The sequence below is a fragment of the Microbacterium sp. MYb72 genome (assembly GCF_002979415.1).
In the GTDB taxonomy this organism is placed as follows: domain Bacteria; phylum Actinomycetota; class Actinomycetes; order Actinomycetales; family Microbacteriaceae; genus Microbacterium; species Microbacterium natoriense.
The window spans coordinates 20,105-37,908 of the sequence record NZ_PCOT01000017.1 but is presented as its reverse complement, the minus strand read 5'-3'; the positions used below and the strand labels follow the sequence as shown (position 1 = coordinate 37,908).

15 protein-coding genes are annotated in these 17,804 nt (G+C 65.3%); all 15 read right to left on the bottom strand.

Going from position 1 to position 17,804, the window contains the following annotated elements:
- Window positions 1-123: 123 nt before the first annotated feature.
- The 15 genes from CQ047_RS10935 to CQ047_RS10875 all read right to left on the bottom strand — a co-directional run bounded on the left by CQ047_RS10935 (window position 124) and on the right by CQ047_RS10875 (window position 17,730).
- Entirely contained in the window at window positions 124-609 is a 486-nt protein-coding gene (locus CQ047_RS10935; RefSeq protein WP_105675132.1) for a DUF2510 domain-containing protein, read from the bottom strand.
- Between the two features lie 445 nt (window positions 610-1,054).
- Window positions 1,055-1,573, bottom strand: coding sequence for a hypothetical protein (locus tag CQ047_RS18705; RefSeq protein WP_146114325.1), 519 nt, complete (start codon window positions 1,571-1,573; stop codon window positions 1,055-1,057).
- Window positions 1,574-2,310: 737 nt separating this feature from the next.
- Window positions 2,311-2,790: a hypothetical protein gene (locus CQ047_RS18700; protein WP_146114324.1), complete on the bottom strand. Its 480-nt coding sequence runs from the start codon at window positions 2,788-2,790 to the stop codon at window positions 2,311-2,313.
- Between the two features lie 187 nt (window positions 2,791-2,977).
- On the bottom strand, window positions 2,978-3,331 hold the full coding sequence (locus CQ047_RS18695; RefSeq protein WP_146114323.1) for a hypothetical protein: 354 nt from the start codon (window positions 3,329-3,331) through the stop codon (window positions 2,978-2,980).
- Between the two features lie 507 nt (window positions 3,332-3,838).
- Entirely contained in the window at window positions 3,839-4,309 is a 471-nt protein-coding gene (locus CQ047_RS18690) for a hypothetical protein (RefSeq protein WP_146114322.1), read from the bottom strand.
- Window positions 4,281-4,763: an RHS repeat domain-containing protein gene (locus CQ047_RS19235; RefSeq protein ID WP_105675126.1), complete on the bottom strand. Its 483-nt coding sequence runs from the start codon at window positions 4,761-4,763 to the stop codon at window positions 4,281-4,283. The genes CQ047_RS18690 and CQ047_RS19235 overlap by 29 nt, the downstream gene beginning before the upstream one ends.
- An 86-nt stretch (window positions 4,764-4,849) precedes the next feature.
- A complete protein-coding gene (locus CQ047_RS10915; RefSeq protein WP_146114321.1) occupies window positions 4,850-5,221 on the bottom strand; it encodes a hypothetical protein in 372 nt (123 codons plus the stop codon).
- 25 nt (window positions 5,222-5,246) lie between these two features.
- Complete coding sequence (locus tag CQ047_RS10910; RefSeq protein ID WP_105675122.1) at window positions 5,247-11,702, bottom strand: DUF6531 domain-containing protein; 6,456 nt, start codon at window positions 11,700-11,702, stop codon at window positions 5,247-5,249.
- A complete protein-coding gene (locus CQ047_RS10905; protein ID WP_105675120.1) occupies window positions 11,702-12,382 on the bottom strand; it encodes an LPXTG cell wall anchor domain-containing protein in 681 nt (226 codons plus the stop codon). Before CQ047_RS10905 ends, CQ047_RS10910 begins: the two co-directional genes overlap by 1 nt.
- A gap of 244 nt (window positions 12,383-12,626) precedes the next feature.
- Window positions 12,627-13,754: a hypothetical protein gene (locus CQ047_RS10900; protein ID WP_105675118.1), complete on the bottom strand. Its 1,128-nt coding sequence runs from the start codon at window positions 13,752-13,754 to the stop codon at window positions 12,627-12,629.
- A gap of 88 nt (window positions 13,755-13,842) precedes the next feature.
- Complete coding sequence (gene rocD, locus CQ047_RS10895; RefSeq protein WP_105675116.1) at window positions 13,843-15,042, bottom strand: ornithine--oxo-acid transaminase; 1,200 nt, start codon at window positions 15,040-15,042, stop codon at window positions 13,843-13,845.
- The gene (gene ddaH / locus CQ047_RS10890; protein WP_105675114.1) at window positions 15,039-15,899 is read right to left on the bottom strand and encodes a dimethylargininase; all 861 of its coding nucleotides are present in this window, start codon (window positions 15,897-15,899) and stop codon (window positions 15,039-15,041) included. The genes rocD and ddaH overlap by 4 nt, the downstream gene beginning before the upstream one ends.
- A gap of 172 nt (window positions 15,900-16,071) precedes the next feature.
- Window positions 16,072-17,067 carry an NAD(P)-dependent alcohol dehydrogenase gene (locus tag CQ047_RS10885; protein WP_105675112.1) on the bottom strand — a complete coding sequence of 332 codons (996 nt, stop codon included), beginning with the start codon at window positions 17,065-17,067 and terminating at the stop codon, window positions 16,072-16,074.
- Window positions 17,060-17,284: a helix-turn-helix transcriptional regulator gene (locus tag CQ047_RS10880; protein WP_105675110.1), complete on the bottom strand. Its 225-nt coding sequence runs from the start codon at window positions 17,282-17,284 to the stop codon at window positions 17,060-17,062. The genes CQ047_RS10885 and CQ047_RS10880 overlap by 8 nt, the downstream gene beginning before the upstream one ends.
- Window positions 17,284-17,730 (bottom strand): hypothetical protein, encoded by a 447-nt coding sequence (locus tag CQ047_RS10875; RefSeq protein ID WP_223585812.1) that lies wholly within the window; start codon window positions 17,728-17,730, stop codon window positions 17,284-17,286. The genes CQ047_RS10880 and CQ047_RS10875 overlap by 1 nt, the downstream gene beginning before the upstream one ends.
- Window positions 17,731-17,804: the final 74 nt, after the last annotated feature.

Below are 17,804 nucleotides of genomic sequence, written 5' to 3'. Positions count from 1 at the left end.
CTGATGTACGGCCCGAGAGGCCGAGCTGGCATCGTGTCGATCTCGATCCCGATGGGGCGACACACCCCTCCGTGTGTGCTTGCGGGCTTGCTACCGTCTCACCACATCTCACCGACGCCGCACTCATGAGTACGCGCCGACGAGGTAGGCGACGCCGATCGCGGAGAGCACGCACACGAGGACTCCGAGCACCGTGCCCGAGAGCGCGCGGGCGAGTCCAACCCCGGTCTTCACCGCTCGACGCACGCCGATCAGACCCCATACGACCGCGCTGATTGCCGTGAGCACGCTCAACAACACGGCCGTGAAGTGCGGAATCTGCCCGGTGATGACCGAAGCCACCCCCATCACGACCGACATGGTCGCAGCGGCGTTGCCCCTCGCCGACTCGTCTGCTCGAGCGCTGTACAACCGCGACCAGAAATCCGCTTCGACGGCCACCGCACCGGGGAGAGAAGCGACGTCCGCCGTAGACGGAGCGGTCGCCTCAGCCCAGTCCTGTCCGTCCCACCACCGCAGCGACCCATCGAGATCTTCCGGGTCCGGATACCAGCCAGGCTTCGGCGCAACAGCGATCAGCCCTTCCCGCGACATTCGCGACCTTCGCATCACTTCTTCCCTTCTTCATCCTCAAGGACCGCAGCACGCCCCGGCCGGTGAACGTCCTCGTCGATGCCTGCTCGGTCCTGCCGGACGTCACCCATCCCGATCAGTCGCATGCCTCATTCGTTCCGCGATAGCTGCGAAGGCTTCGTCGGTCACGAGCCGCCCCGAGAAGATGAACACCACCTTGGTCGCCGTGTTCGTGACGAAAACCGCACCATTCTCCCTCTTCAGATCGGACAACCGATCCCACGGGAGAGTCATCGTGCCCAACTGCCCTGTCACTTCGAGCCCTTCCTCCCGAAGGACGAGGCGCTGCTCCGCCCCGAGCGGAAACGCTGACTTCGTATTCTTTCCGATCCCCCGGACGACTGTTGCGACCAACAAACACGCGATTCCCGCGACTGTCAGAAAGACCGCCAGGAGCGGCCGGGAAGGACCCCCCAAACGATCATTCATGGGACCGGCCTACCCGCTCACCAGTCACCTCCAGTTGTGCTCCGAGAGCGCGCAAGCCGTTGATGATTCGGGCAGGCACAATGATCCCCGCGTTTCCTGAGCCCGCCTGTAGGTGTATTTGGATACTACGGGCCCTCTGCGCTGCGGCGTCAGCGAGAACAGTCTCCAGCTGGCTTTGACGCTTTGCTGCCACCGCCTCACGGATGATGAAATTCCTTGCGAGACCTTCTGACGACCATTTCACAACCACCGTGTCGATGCCAGGATCAGTTGGATCCTCAGCGGGATCGTCCCAATGGAGAACTTCAGCCCAGACATCGAAAGACCTCCCGCATCGTGCTAGCCAATCCCCCCTCAGCATCGCGGTCTGTCCTCCTCCGGACGCTTCGAACCACAGCGCCAGGTCGACATCTATGTCTTGTTCGTTTCTAAGGAGCGGCCAGATGCGCTCACCCCGAAGGAGAACCGCATCGATTGCCTTCCCAAGATCTGTCACCCCTTCCTGGGTCATGACATCAAAGTTGGCAACCGCACGCCGAGCGTTTTTCGCGACGTACCAACCTGGATCGACGCGATCCGCGACACGTGTCAGGGGTGGACCTACCTCGACCCACGCTACAAGAGAACTCGTCAAGATCGTTGACATTTGTACCTATCCGGATGCTGCGGTAATTGGTGAAGCAACGATGACAAGTATCGCACCGAAGATCGTCAAGATGGTTGGACCCCAATCAATCCGTCCTCCGCGAGGTTAGATCAGGCCGCCGTCTTCCTCTTCATGTCGGCGATATACCCATAACTCCCCTTGACGCACCACTCTACGTTCTGCTCGAGGGAGGCTGACGACGCTGCAAACGACCTCAACTGGTGGCACGAAATCAGCTACAACAAGTGCCTCTATGTCATCAGTCGCAGATCGCTCATCAAGCCCGACCAGCTCATATATGCATTGGACTTCTATCCGAGGGTACGCGATAACGACTGCAACGCCACGAAGAGTTGGCAGTACCAGATCAAGCATCGCGTCCTGGAGCGATAGTAGAACCTCAGTCCGGAACGAGACTTCGAAAGAACTCATGGCGTTGGCCTCCCCGGAATTATGTGGATAGTCCCATCTAGTCGATAGTGCAGGATCCCCACCGACGTCGGCTGGGTCGCGATTCCGCCTACAACCACGCCGATGGCAGACAGCGGGAGGTTGCGAATCCATCGCACTGTCGGCGGAATCACCTCGCGCACCATGTATGCCTATTTCGGAGCAACGTCTTTACAGACGGTATCGCGCACATCACCGGTCGAGGTAAGCCATTTACCCTTGGGAAGCCCTGTCTCGGGGACGACAAACCATGCCGAAGATAGATTCACTTTATCCTGATTGAATTCCACATAGTACTCGTGCCCCGCCTCCAGAAGCGAAGATTCGACGAGAGTGTTTTCAAGTCCACTGTTTTCACCCCCGACGATGAGAAGGTCGCCGACAGATAGTCGCCGGGAGCCTTCCGCTTTCCACACATCACGAGATTTCCGAGCGCCATCAACGAGGAAGAACTCTGATACAGATACCGTCTCCACGTCGCGGTTGACGCAACTGACAACTTGAAGGTTACGACCATCGAACCCGAGCTCATATGGCCCATGACGGTAAGAATTCTCGCAGCCCGTGAGCGTTACAAGGAGTACAGCACCCGCCACGATACCTACTATCTTTGCCTTGCCAGTTACTTGCATATCACCTCATAGTTGCCGCCAGGACCAGCGGCCCATTCAATCGGATTGAGGCACCCGCCTCCGCCTTTCGCTTGTCCGAACATCCAGGATGTCGCCAGGCCATCCGTCCCACCACCAAACCGCCGCCGATCCGTCCGGCGCCGGATACCACCCCGCCACAGGGGGTCCGCTCAGCCTCTTCACACTTTCATCCACGTGAATCACGCAGCCAGGGATCGGCTGCCCGCAATGGTCCGCGCAACCAGCCACGAAACTCGGATCCGGGAAACCCTGGGTCTGGGATCATTTCGACACCGCTCACGACGACGAGTTCTTGAACAGACTCCGAGCCAGCGGCATACGATTCTTCCATCCAGCGAATGACAGTGACACACGCTTCATGTTCGTCTGCGCGATGGTTCGTCATCCATCTAATGACATCCGAAAGCACCAAGTGCGGCAAGATCTCGTCATTGTCGATCTCACTCTCACGAAGAATCGGATTCAATTGCGGAACCGAATCTATTAATTGCATAATCGCGCGCTGCGTGTCGCTCTTCATTGCGATCACCTTCTAACTTCGGCGGGAGGCCTGGTTGAAACATCTAAGCGCGGCAGCATGCAAGATCGTCCCACCAAGCCCCAGCAAGAGCGTCCAGATGGCGGCATCCAGGTATCGCCACCAAACGAGGGAGAGAAAAACGAATCCTACGGGCACCGCAACAAGGTTTGCAATCGATGATGCAAACAGTGCACGTCGCCAAGAAAGACGCCGAACCTTTCTCGCCTGCACGAGAATCACTAGAGATGCAATGATCCCCCCAAGCAAGATCACACCACACTCCACCAGCTGACGCAGGATTGTAACCTCACCTCGGGCGATGATCCTTGAAGGTTCGAAAAAGATGATCTCTCTAACAATTGTGGATCCGACAGCAACAACAAGCGATGCGCCAAAGAGCAAGATCACGCGCCAAAATAGCTGTCGTCGACTTAGTGGGCCTTCGATTTGCATAATCTGATCAACTCGCTAGGGCTGTCCGCCTCTTCATTCAGGCAGATCTCCTTTCTACGGACATGGAGCCAACCCGGTGCTTCCATCCCAACGGATCCAGTAGTTCTCCTTAGCATCCGCGAGATCATATGTACTCACACCATCCGGATCACCATAAATAAAGACGACCAGGCTCTTCGAGTTCTCCAGGTTCTCGGGGAAGAGCTTCGTTTCCGTCATTCCTACTGGCACGCGGAAGACCTCAAATTTCTGTCCGGCGGTGATCTGTAGATCACCATCAATTTCCCATGCAGTCCGACTAGTCGACCCATCTCCGGAGCTGGCGCCCAACGCCAAGCCTGTCATCGAGACGTTCTCGCATGCAACGATGCGAATGTCCTCTCCGTCTTTCAGAACTGAAAACTCCGCCTCTCTTGCGCGATCGCATCCTGTGAGCAGGACGGCGATAGCGACAAGACTTAACGAGAGCGCAAAAGACCTATACGGAACCGATCTGCTAGCGACAATCATCAACATGTTCGGCATAGCTTGCCCCCTTAACTCCCGCTTCTTGTTCCAGCGCATTACATGCATTAGCTCCTCCACCAATAAGCCATGGCACGAGAAAACCCAAATTGCCTCCGCCTCGCGCCCATTGCCAGGTGTGATTGGTTTCGTGAGCAAGCAGGTCCGGCTTCTTGCTCAGCAGGACGTCTATGTCATGTCCGCCGTAAATTGTATTGCCAATCGTCACTGCTGCACCTGTTGAGGTGCCCCAGCCTTGTCCCCTGATCCCGTTGCCTCCGCCCCCGGCATTCGCCCACACACCACAAGCCCCTCGAAGGTCATACGCGACAGACGTCGTCACCTGATTCGGGCGCGTCACACCCGTCAACCGATTCGCGGCATCCCACGTGTACCCGAGATCCCCCTCGGGTGTGGTCTGAGTCACCGGGTTCCCCGCCTCGTCGCCGCATCCGGATAGGTGAGGGAGGAACATTTGAACCTTGTCTGCGCATTCTTCCGCAGTCGCCTTTCAATCTCGACAGCGCCTCCGACGGGTAGCTCCTCAGAGAATGCTAAAGTCTACTCGCTCATCAGCCTCAACATGTCTTTTCCTTCATCGGCACTGATTTCTCCGTCAACGAGGTCACCTATTTCGTCAAGTCTCGCGAGGACATCAATGATCTTGTCCTCAAAAGAACGTTCATAGTCGACTTCCACCGCGATAAGACCCGAAGGGCGACGCATTGCTCCCCAGCGCATCATTGACGCCCACGACTGAACCGCCTCCGGACTGACGTCACCCGCAAGCATCAGTCGGAGCACGCGTGAGACCGCAGTGCGGCCAACTGTGAGCGGTTGAGCAAGTGTGTCAGCCCACGCCTTAATTTCCTCGGCACCGGCGCTGTCAAGCGCCGACAGTTCACTGAGCTCCCCCTCCGCGAGACGTCTCATCGATTCCTCAAGGTTGTATTCCTGACTAGGGCCCACCCGCCAACCACTTCCTCTCAATCAGGCCCTTGGGCCCAACAGTGTCCTTGTACCATCGCAAGACATTACCAAGCGCGTCAACTTCTTGTATATACCATTTACCATAGCCCGCGTTGTTGGCAGGCGAAAAGAACTTCAGTTGATAGCCACCTCCAGCGAGCTCCTGAGCCGAAAAGTTTGTACTCTTGCTTGTTGCACCTCTAAAGAATTTGTTTACAGCGGCCGCGGCGGCACCCTCGATACCTGCTCGAGCTTCTGACTTTGTTGCAAATACAATTAGTTGTCCTACGGTCTGGGTGACCTTCTTCGCAACAAGCCTTGCAATTAGTTTTTCGATAAGAAATTTGATTGCTCGAACAGCAGGCCCTCCGACCGGAATCGCCAGGATAAGGATGTCGACGGCCTTCGACATCAGCGTTGACAGCCGGTAGTCCATCGTGCAGGTCGCCGGCGCAATCGTCCCGAGAATGTTGTCAGAGCAGTAGACGCTTTCGCGCCCACCCGGGCGCTTACAGATCGGTTCAAACTCTGAGCATTTGTCGGCAATGCCCGTCCGATGTACGGCGGAAAGCAGCGATCGAGATCGCGTCAACGGCGACTTCACGCCTTGCTTCGGTAGCGACTTCATGAACTTGGAACCCGCGTTTCTCGCGGTGTCCTGGTTCAACGTGGTTCCGGTCCTCGCGATCACGGTCTTCGCCAGCGCCTTGCCGACGACCTTGGCCGTGACGGATCTGCCTCCGTCCGACATCGCCATGGCTTTGATGACGTACCCGAGGTGGTCACTGAAGGCGACGGGGGTGTTCTCGATGTACGCGTACCGATTCAAGGACTGAGGCCGCTGAAGCAGGCCCCGCCATTCGTCGGGTTGGACCCACGTGCCTGTGGTGGTGTCGTAGTCGCGGGCGTAGTAGTTGTCGAGTCCGAGGGTGGGGTCACCGGGTTGCTGGTCGTTGCCGACCAAGCTGGACCATCCTGTGGATTCGTAGTCCGCACCGCCGAAGTCGGCGTAGTCGACGAGGTCTGTGATGGCGCCGTCCGCTCCCGCGGTCGCGGTCGCGTTGCGCTGGTCACCGAGAACCCACTCGTTCCCGTACGGGCCGTCCTGGAACGCGACCGCACCATACGGGTCACGGAACAAGTCGGTGGCCCCGTGCAGGTCACTAGACGTCGCGGCGGGGTCGAACCCGTCCCAGACCGTGCCGGTCGTGTTCGTCCCGAACTCGGTTTGCTCTGCCGTCGTCACACGCCGGTCGAGACCGTCATACGCGTACGACGTCGACCGCCCATCCGCCTGGGTGCCGAGGAGGCGTCCGGCGGGGTCGTGGGAGAACGAGGTCGACTGGCCGTTCACGGTCTGCGACGACCGGTTCCCCGCCCCGTCGAACGCATACGACGCAGACCCTGCACCAGCACCGGTCGTGGTGGTGCCGGTGAGCTGCCCCGCCGCGTTGAACTGCGCCACCAGCTCCGACTCCCCCGCGGGAGTGCCGGAGGTGGTCACACGGGTGCGGTTGCCGGCCGGGTCATACCCGTACTCGTTGACCTCCCCATCCGACGCCGTCGACGACGACAGCCTCCCGACCCGGTCATACGTGTACGCATGCTCGAGAACCTCCGGCACCACAGCAGCAGGCGTCGGAACCACCGGAGCCTCCACGGCAGGCACCTCACCCGCCGGAACCTCCGGAGTCACCGGCGTCTCCGGCTCGGCCAGCTCGGGGCCGTCGATGGTGCGGACCGTGTCGGTGACGTTCCCCGCCGGGTCGTACTCGTAGTCGTACTGCAACGACGCACCCGCCGGAACCGGAGACACCGGCTCCGGGAGCGTACGACGGTTCAGATAATCCCACGTCTTCACACACGGCTTCTGCCCACCCGCCGCGGGGATATCCCGATCCTTGTAGTAATCGGATGCCGCGCACTGCTCAGCCGTCATCTGCAACGGCACCACCGGCGCCACCGCCGGCGGGGCCACCGTCGCGGGCTGCGGGGTCTCGTGCCGCACCTGCGTGACCCGACCCGTCACGTCATACGCGACAGACGTCGTCACCTGATTCGGGCGCGTCACACCGGTCAACCGATTCGCGGCATCCCACGTGTACCCCAGGTCCCCATCCGGGGTCGACTGAGTCACCGGGTTCCCCGCCGCATCGAACGTGTACGCCGTCGTCGCCCCATCCGGATACGTCAACGACTCCCGCAACCCCGCCGCCGTATACGTCGAGGTCAGGGTCTGGCCGTGCGTGTCCGTCTGCTCCACCAGCCGGCCGACCTCGTCGTACACCCACCCGGTGGTGCCGGTCGGGTCGTCCATCACGATGGGCTGCTGCTCCCCGTCGTACTCGAACGACACCTCCCCATCCGCCCGCGACAGGGTCGCAACGTCACTGCGCGCGTCATACGCGTACGCCGCGACAAGACCCGCAGGATTCGTGACCCGAGCCACCCGCCCCGCCGCGTCATACGCGGTCGTCGTGGTGATACCGGTCGGACCCGTCTCCGACGTCGGACGACCCGCCGCGTCATACGCGAACGACGTCACCGCATCCAGCGGATTCGTGATGCTCTCCAATAGCCCGGTCGGCGTGTACGCGTACGCGGTCTTCACGTTCGTGTCCGCCGACACGGGCTCCCCGGACGCGTACCCCTCGATCACGCTCGTGAGTTGACCGGCAGAGTCGTACCCGAAACGCGTGGTCTCCTCCCGCGGATCTGTGACGGACGTCTGCCGCCCCGCCCTGTCGTACGCGAACGACGACACCGCGCCGAGCGCGTCGGTCGCCGACACGACACGCGACGCCCTGTCATACGCATACGTCGTGGTGGCGCCCATCGGGTCGGTCATCGACAGCATCCGCCCCGCCGCGTCATAGGCGTACTCCGTGCGCGCCCCACCCGGAGCGACGATCGCGGTCTCCTGGCCGTTGCGGTCGTACTCGATGCCCGTGACTCGTCCGTCGGGATCGGTGATGGAGACGATGCGCCCGGCGGGGTCGTACTCGAAGCTCGTGACCGCCCCGGTCGCATCCGTCTCGGTCAGCACCTGCCCCGCGGCATCCACTTCGTACAGCGTCGGGTTGCCGTTGCGGTCCACCATCCCGATGAGGAACCCGTCCACGTCGTACAGGTACGTGGTCTCGAAGCCGGCCGGGTCGGTGACCTTCGTGACCCGGTCCATCAGGTCGTACGTGTAGGTCGTCTTCCCACCCGCGGCGTCGGTCTCCGACGCCACTCGGCCCGCACTGTCGTACGCCACCTTCGAGGAGGCGCCGGTCGCATCGGTCGTCGTCGTGGGACGGCCGGCATCGTCCACCGCGAACGTCGTGGAGGCGCCGAGCGGGTCGGTCGAGCCGGTCAGGATGCCGGTCGGATCGTAGGTCCTCTTCCACTCCCCGCCGTTGGGGTCGACGACCCCGACCGTGCGGTACGTATCGTCGAGAAGGAACTTCGTCGTCCCGCCCTCCGGGTCGACCGTCCCGGTGAGGTTGTCTTCCGCATCGTAGGAGAACGACGACTCCCCACCCTCAGGGTCGGTGACCGTCACCAGACGTGCCGTCGAGTCCCACGCATACGCGGTGACCGCACCGGTCGGGTCGGTCGCAGACGTGAGCTGTCCGTTCGCGTCATACGCGTACGCCGTGACCCCGCCCTCGGCATCCGTCGACGCGGTGAGGCGGTCAGCAGCATCCCACGCGAACGAGGTGACGCCGCCCGCCGGGTCGGTCACCGACGTGAGCCTGTTGCCCGCGTCGTAGGCGAACGTCGTGACGCGGCCGAGCGGGTCCGTGGACGTGACGAGGTTGCCCCGGGCGTCGTACACGTACGTGGTCGCAGACCCTGAGGGCAGGATGCTGCGGGTCAGGTCACCCGCCGCGTCGTACTCGAACCGCACGGTCGTGCCATCGGCCTGCTGCACCTCGGTCACCAGACCCCGCGCGTCGTACACGGTCGTCTCCGTGCGGTCGCCGTCGAGGTCGGTGACCGTCGCGACATCGCCCTCGGCGGTGTACGTGTACTCCACGATCGCGCCGGTCGGATCGGTCTCCGTGAGGAGGTTCCCGTCGCCGTCGTACGTGTAGCTCCAGGTGCGGCCGGCCTCATCGGTGTGGGACTTCACTTCGCCCGTGGACGTGAACGTCCACTTCGCCGTCTCACCCGCGGCGTTCGTGATGCCGGTGATGCGGGACTTGTCGTCGAACGCGAAGACCGTGTCCTGGCCCTCGTTGTCGGTGTACGTGGTCTCCCCGTCGCCGTACTCGAACGTGCGGACGTTGCTCTCCGCATCCAGTTGCTTCGTCACACGACCCGCGTCGTCGTACTCGTTGACGAGGTACGTGACGCCGTTCGGGTCGACAGCGGTCAGCATCCGATGCGCCGCGTCGTACGTGAACGACCGGGTCGTCCCATCCGGGTACGAGAGAGACGTCAGGTCGCCCGCCGCGTTGTACGCCAGCCCCCACGTGCGACCGTCCGGGAGCGTGAACCCTGTCACACGTCCGACGCCGTCGCTGCTGGCGGAGACGGTCTGCCCCGCGGCATCCGTGATGGAGGTCAGCGGGGTGAACTGGTGGACGTTCCGGTCCGCCGGACCATAAGTCAGCGTCGTCGCATTGCCCTGCCGGTCGACATGGCGGACGAGCTCGCCGATGCCCCAGACATCCGCCGCGTCGAACACCCACGTCTCACCCGTGTCGCTGTCCAGCCGCAGCTGCCCGGCGCCGGCCTCGGTCAGCGTCAGCCCCAGGCCATCCTCGCCCTCGTATCCCCCGTTCCCGTCGGGAGCGAACACGAACGACGCCCCGTCACCGCGCACGACCATGACCGAGTCGTCGTCGAAGCGCTGCGCCCGAGCTCCCAGCCCGAACGTCCACCCCGCCCCGACGCGCGACAGCCGCCCGTCCTGCGAGTTGTAGACCAGCGATGCGCCGATGCTGCTCTCGCCGGGGCCCGTGAGGTCGAAGAGCGGGAAGGACTCGACGAGGTTGCCCGTCGAGAACGACACCGGGTCAGCCCCGTAGGTCTGGTAGTTCTGGTAGCCGAGCTGCCGCCACCGGGCGAGCTCCGCCTGCGACGGCGGCGACGGCCAGCCGCCCACCACCGGGTCGGTGCAGTCGAACCCCGCACCCTCCAGATACCCGCCCAGGCTCCGGAACGCCCCGTCGACGATGGACGGGAACCCGTTGTCGATGACCGGGCGGTCGAAGTTGCCGTCCAGGAACAACGTCTCGATGTGCGCGTACGCCCCGGGAAGACCCGCGTACTGAGAGAACGGGAAGTTCGCGTTCGACGGCTCCGCATTCGCCGGCCGACCTGTGTACGTCGGCATGTGCGTCAGGAACGAATCCCGCAGCGCATTGTCCGCAGCCCCTCCTCGGGAGAAGCCCATCGTGCCGCCTTCCGACACCGTCCCCCACGCGTGCCCCTGGTTCGTCGCGAAACCGAACCCCACCGTCGCGACCGGGTTCGCCGCCGCGGCGACCCCCGCACGAGTCGCGCGGGACACGAACGGAACCCCTGCCGGGCGGGTGACGACGACCTGCGCGTTGCACTGGAGGGCCAGGTACGCGCTCAGCCCCTGCACGAGATTCCAGTTGTACGGGAACTCCGTCGCCGGCGACGGAGTCGTGACGATGCCCTCGTCGTTGTCCGGGTCGAGAACGACCACCGGGCCAGGGGGAACGGGGAACGGGGTGCCGATGACGACGAACTGCGACAGGTGATCCGACTCGCCCTTGACCGTCTTCGTCTTCGCGTCGAAGTACGACGGCAGCTCCGTCCACTCCTCATCCGGCGTCGACCGCGTGTAGATCCGCAGCGTCGACGTCGCCACACCGGCATCCTTCACCCGGTCCATGTCGACATCGAACGAGAGGCTGATGCCCGGGATGACGTCCTTGACCACCGGGCCGTGCTCGGGGTCCTCGTCGGGGACGTCGATGAGTTCCGCGGGGAACGACGTGACCTTGTCGCCGTCGCCGTTGCGGGCGATGATCTCCACCGGGTCGCTCACCACGACCCCGGAGGTGTCCACCACGGCCGACCGGCGCGCCTGCGCCTCCGCCGGCGCCTCCGTGAGACTCAGCGTCACCGGCGCCGTCACCTCATGCCCGGAGAACACCGCCTCCACGCCCAGCGCATCGGACGACACCGTCGCCTGCTCACCGGGGCTCAGGTCGGCATCCGTCGCGGCTGCGGTCTTCGCGCCCGCCACCGGCACCGACGACAACCCGCCCGGAACAGCGGGCGTCGACTCCGGCTCGGGCGTGGCCGTCGCCTCCGGCTCCCCCTCCGCGTTCAGTCCCGCAGCGGCGTAGACACGCTGCAGCACCTCATCACGCGCAGCCTCCATCAACTCGGCCGCGGTCATCGGAGCGGGCGCGACCGCGCCGACACCGAGCACGAGCACCGCCGCCGTCGAGGCGGCCAGCGAACGGAACCACATCAGAGAACAGCCTCGGTCGAGTCGGCATCCGCCACCTCAGCGGCAGCCCGGCGCCGACGCCACCACCACAGTCCTCCACCACCGCCGAGGAGGACCACCGCGAGGATGATCAGCCCCCAGGCGATCTGCCCGCCCGTGATGGCGAGATCATCGATGCGCACCACGCACGCCGCAAGCTCCGCCGCATCCGAGACGCCGTTGCCGTCGAAGTCCTCACTGCCGTCCGCGCACGTCCGCGTCCCGCAGATCACGAACTCGACCCAGTCGCCGATACGGTCGCCGTCGGCATCCTCCTTCGAGTTCGAACACGTGTCGGTCCCGCACACCAGACGCTCCGCGAAGTCGGGGATGCCGTCCTTGTCACGGTCGGCCGTCACCTTCGCGCACGTCGTCGAATCGCACGACAGCACCTCGGTCCAATCCGGGATGCCGTCCGCATCCCGATCCTCGGTGCCCACCGCGCACGTCGCCGTGCCGCACACCTCCCGCTCGACCACGTCGGGGATCGTGTCGCCATCGACATCCTTCTCCGACGCCGCCAGCGGCACCAGCACGCTCGCCGGAGCCGCCAGAGCCTGCACTCCGACCGCCGGACCGGCCGGCAGCACTCCGGCCGACGCCACCTGCGGCACCAGCATCATCGACAGCACAGCAACGACACCGAGCACCGTGCGAGCCACCGCTCGCCTCACACCACGACCAGCCACAGCGATCCCCCCGGACGCTCACAGGCGCCTCACAGGCGCCGACACTGCCACCCAGAATGGCGGCATGCACAGGTCTACTGCAAGCCCGAAGACGGAAAAATCCCCCGTTCAGGGGAACTTCTCGCAATCGCGTAATGAAACCGCCGTCACCGGGTCTTGTTAACCTCGAAACCGCATCCGGTCACGCACGAGCGCGGCGAAGAACAGCCCAGGCGGTCTACGCCCCGAGCTCCGGCCACTCGTCGAACCGGTAGACGCGAGCGGGATCGAGCGGCTCCCGGTCTCCGATGACCTCGCCGATGTCGTAGTCGTAGCCCCACCAGTGCGGGCTCGTGACCTCGACATAGATGTCGTCTCGCACGACCTCGATGCGCAGGGTGTAGCCCTGCGCGTCGGTCGCCTCGAGGCGGCTTGTCGCCTCGACATCCCAGCCCTGAGCACGCAGCGGCTCGACGATCGACTCCAGGTCCGACGCCCCCGACGTCGAGGGGACCGCGAACTCCGCGGCGAACGCGTAGCACTCGGCATCCGCGATGCGGCACGCCGTCGGGGTTCCGGTGAAGCCGCTCTCGCTCACGGTCCACCCGTCCGGCGCGATCAGCTCGCGCACCGCCGATGCCCGCTCCTGCGTCTCGGTGTAGTTCTCCCGTGCGCGGTCGGCCTGCTCCTGCAGGGGCGTCGCCGCGACCTCCGCGACCGTGAACCCCGCGGAGTCCCGCTGCTGCGGGGTCAGCGAGACGCCGAGCACGATCACCCCGATGAGCAGGGCAGGGACGACGACGGCGGATGTCCACGCCGCGATGCTCCACGTGCGGGTCTGCTGCGACGGCTGCGGCTTCAGCACGCACGCGAGCACGAGGACCACCACCCAGGCGGCCACCGCGGTCAGAACGGCTCCGCCGAAGAGAGTCCCCTCGTAGTCACGCGCCAGCGGGGCCGTGACGAACATCCGGAGCATCGAGGGCAGTGCGCCGTTGTCTCCGGATCCCTCCATCGTGAGGGTGAACGTCACCCACCCCCACCAGTTGAGGAAGAGCAGCGGAACGATGACACCGGGCGCCGTGCGGTGGCCGCGCCTGCGGAGGATGAAGCGGGGCAGGGAGCCGAGGAGTCCGAACGCCGGGACGATCACGGGCGAGCCGACGAGGAGCATCAGCGACTCCCAGCCGCCGACGCTGCCGATGAATCCGTGGAGCACGAGGAACACCGGCAGGATCCAGTTCATCCACGGCCAGACCGCCCAGACGAAGCCGAGGATCCCGGTCGGTCCGCCGCGGCCCGGAGGCGGCGCGGAGAAGGCGTCGATGCCGACGCGCATGTCCGTTCGCTGCTCGATGCGGACCACCCCCTGGATGGTCAGCCTAGCCCGACGCCGCGACTCCGCACGCGAACCGCTCCCCGGTGCGCGGCGGGGAGCGGTTCGATGCGATGGACTACTCGCCGAGCACGAGACGGAGCTGCTCGACCGCCCAGTCGAGCTCCGTCGCGCGGATCACCAGGGGCGGTGCGATGCGGATCGTCTGGCCGTGCGTGTCTTTCACGAGCACGCCGCGGTGCATCAGCTTCTCGGAGATCTCACGCCCCGTTCCGCGAGCGGGGTCGATGTCGACGCCGGCCCACAGGCCCGCGATGCGCACCACGGTGACGCCGTGCCCGATCAGCGGCTCGAGTGCCTGCGCGAGGTGGGCGCCGAGAGCGCGGGCGCGCTCCTGGAACTCACCCGACTCGAGCATCTCGACGACGCGGAGCCCGACGGCCGCCGCGAGCGGGTTGCCGCCGAAGGTCGAGCCGTGCTCGCCCGGCTGGATGACACCCAGCACGTCGGCGTTCCCGACGACAGCCGAGACCGGAAGGATGCCGCCGCCGAGCGCCTTGCCGAGCAGGTACAGGTCGGGCACGACCTCCTCGCGGTCGCACGCGAACGTCTCGCCCACGCGGCCGAGACCGGCCTGGATCTCGTCGGCGATGAACAGCACGTTGTTCTCATCGCAGATCTCGCGGATGCGTCGGAGGTAGCCCTCCGGCGGGATGACGACTCCCGCCTCGCCCTGGATCGGCTCGATCAGCACGGCGGCGGTGTCCGGCGTGATCGCGGCGGCCACGGCATCCGCATCTCCGTACGGGACGACGTCGAAGCCGGGCGTGTACGGGCCGAAGCCCTCGCGCGCCGACTCGTCGTCGCTGAAGCTCACGATCGTGGTGGTGCGACCGTGGAAGTTGCCCGCCGCGACGATGATCCGGGCCCGCCCGTCGGCGATGCCCTTGACCCGGTAGCCCCAGGCGCGGGCGACCTTGATGCCGGTCTCCACCGCCTCGGCCCCGGTGTTCATCGGCAGGACCATGTCCTTGCCCGCGAGCTTCGCGAGCGCCGCGGCGAACGGCTCGAGCCGATCGCTCATGAACGCGCGGCTCGTGAGCGTGACCCTGCCGAGCTGCTCGGTGAGCGCGGCGACGAGGGCCGGATGCCGGTGGCCGAAGTTCACCGCGGAGTAGGCCGCCAGCAGATCGAGGTAGCGCTTGCCCTCGACGTCCGTCACCCAGGCGCCCTCACCGCGGGCGATGTTGACAGGCAGCGGGTGGTAGTTGTGCGCGACGTGCGGCTCGGCCGCGGCGTCGACGCCCGCGGAGGTCACTCGGCACCGCGCAGTTCGAGGGTGCAGCACTTGATGCCACCGCCGCCGAGCAGCAGCTCGGACAGGTCGATGAGGATCGGGTTGTAGCCGCGCTCGCGCAGCTGCTTCTCGAAGCCCTTCGCCCGCGGCGAGATGACGACGTTGTAGCCGTCGCTGGCCGAGTTCAGCCCGAAGACGGCGCCGTCCTCGTCGGAGACCAGGATGGCGTCGGGGAAGCGCTCGGCGAGCACCTTCTGCGAGGCCTCGTCGAAGGCGTGCGGCAGGTACGCGATGCCCGCGGTCCGTCCTTCTTCGACCACGGGGTCGAGCACGGTGAGCGCGGTGTCGAGGTGGTAGAAGCGCGGGTCGACCAGGGTCAGCGTCACGACCTCGCGGCCGAAGACCTCGCTCACCTCGCGGTGGCTGTCGCCGGCGGAGCGGAAACCGGTGCCGGCGAGGATCACATCGCCCGCGAGCAGGAAGTCGCCCTCGCCCTCGTTGATCTCCTTCGGCATCACGGTGTCGAAGCCGTGCGCGCGGAACCAGTCGGCGAACGCGGGGGACTCGCCCTGGCGCTGCTCGTAGTAGAACGAGGGCACGTACGCGCGTCCGCCGATGAGGAAGCCGCCGTTGGCGGTGTAGACCATGTCGGGGTAGCCGGGGAGCGGCTCGATGAGCTCCACCTCGTGGCCGAGCTCGATGTAGAGGTCGTACAGCTTCTGCCACTGCGCGACGGCCTTGGCCGTGTCGGTCGGGTTGGCCGGCTCCATCCACGGGTTGATCGAGTAGTTCACCGTGAAGTGCTCCGGCTTGCACATCAGGTAGCGGCGGTGATGCGCGGTGCGAGTGGACGTGACGGCGGTCTCAGGCGTCGACATGGTGCTCCTTGGGGACACAGGTGCGGCGGACGCTGTCCAGGGGCCCGGCGGTCCTTCGACCCACGCCGCTCTGTCAGAGTCGGCGCCCGGGGAAGATGCGACTCGGGCACGCCAGCATCCATTCTGTCACCGCTGGCTGGGCGTCGCCAGGGATGCCGCGGCCGCCCGCGGCTCAGGAGCCACGGACCACGAGCTTGCCCACGACGTGCCCCGCTTCGAGCCGCTCCAGCGCCGCACCGGCATCCGCGAAGTCGTACTCCTGCGCGATCACGGGCGCGAAGCGTCCGGCGGCCAGCAGTTCGAGCATCTTCGTGAGCACCTCCGGACGGTTGCTCGCGGCGAGCGAGCGGATGCGCGGCCCCGAACCGATCGACAGCAGCGCCGCCCTGATCATGCGCGGGATCGGCCCCATCACGTGACCGCCGTCTCCGGTGACGAGCACGATCACGCCGTCGCGCGCGACGAGCCGCTGCAGGTCGCGCAGGTCGATGCCTCCGGCGATGTCGACGACCGCGTCGAAGTGGCCACCGGGGATCGCCGAGAGCGGCTCGCGACGGTGATCGAGAGTCCGCACCGCTCCGAGGCCCTGCACGAACGACGCGTTGCGCCCGGAGCAGCTGGCCCACACCTCGGCGCCGCGCAGGGCGGCGAACTGCACGGCGAAGGTGCCGACCCCGCCCGAGGCGCCGATGATCAGCACCCGCGCGGGGCGTTCGCCGAGGCCCACCCCGGCGAGGTCGAGCGCCTGCCACGCGGTGCCACCGGCGACCGGGAGGGTGACCGCGATGCGCTCGTCGATCCCCGGCGGCAGCGGCTGCACCCTGGTGGCCGGAACGCTCACGTACTCCCCCAGCCCGCCGCCGCCCTGCATCTCGCCCAGGACGACATCGCCGACCTCGACGCCGATGACACCGGGGCCCGCCGCGACGACCTCGCCCACGGCATCCATCCCGCGGATCGGATACTTCGGGCGGGTGAGCCCGAACACCGGACGCACCAGGAGGGGATCTCCGAGCAGGAGCCGCACGTCGCCCGCGTTGAGGGACGTCGCACGCACACGAAGCAGCACCTCGCCGGCGCCGGGCTCGGGGATCGGCACCTGCTCCAGCGCCACGCCCGCGGCCGGCCCGTACGTCTCACGACGCCAGGCCCTCATCGATTCAGTCATTGCGCACCTCCGGGTACTGGAAGAGTTCGTCGAGCCCGACGCCGAACGCGCGTGCGATCTGGAACGCCAGCTCGAGAGTCGGGGAGTACTTCTGCTGTTCGATCGCGATGAGGGTCTGCCTCGTCACGCCGACCGTGCGAGCGAGCTCGGCCTGCGTGAACCCCGCCGCCTCGCGATGAGAGCGGATGCTGTTGGACACCAGCGTCGGCTTGACCATCAGACGAGCCCCCTGCGGTAGGCGACCACCCTGGCGATCCCGCCGACGAACGCCGCGATCGCGAAGCCCGCGAACATCGTGTTGGCGATCCAGAACACGTCGGCTCCGACCGCGCAGAGGGCGATCACGCCGAGCCCGGCGATCGTGACGAAGCCCTGTTCGACCCGTCCGCCCAGCTGGCTGATGTCGCGGTCGCGGATGTCCGACGCCATCGCCGACTCGCGATCGCCGCGGCTGCCGATGATGCCCCACGCGATCGTGAGCACGATGCTGAGCACGATGCCGCCGCCGATGGTCCACAGCATCAGCGGGAGCCAGTCGACCTGCTCCAGAGGCCCGCCCGCGGCATCCCGCAGCACGAGCACGACATAGGCGACCATCGTGACGACCGAGGTGATGAGCCCCGACCAGGCGAAGCGCTCGTGATAGACCATGTCAGCCTCCATGTAAAAGATTCTTGACATGAGCGTACGCCGCCCCCTCGTCACATGTCAAGAATTCTTTACACTCCCATCGTTGC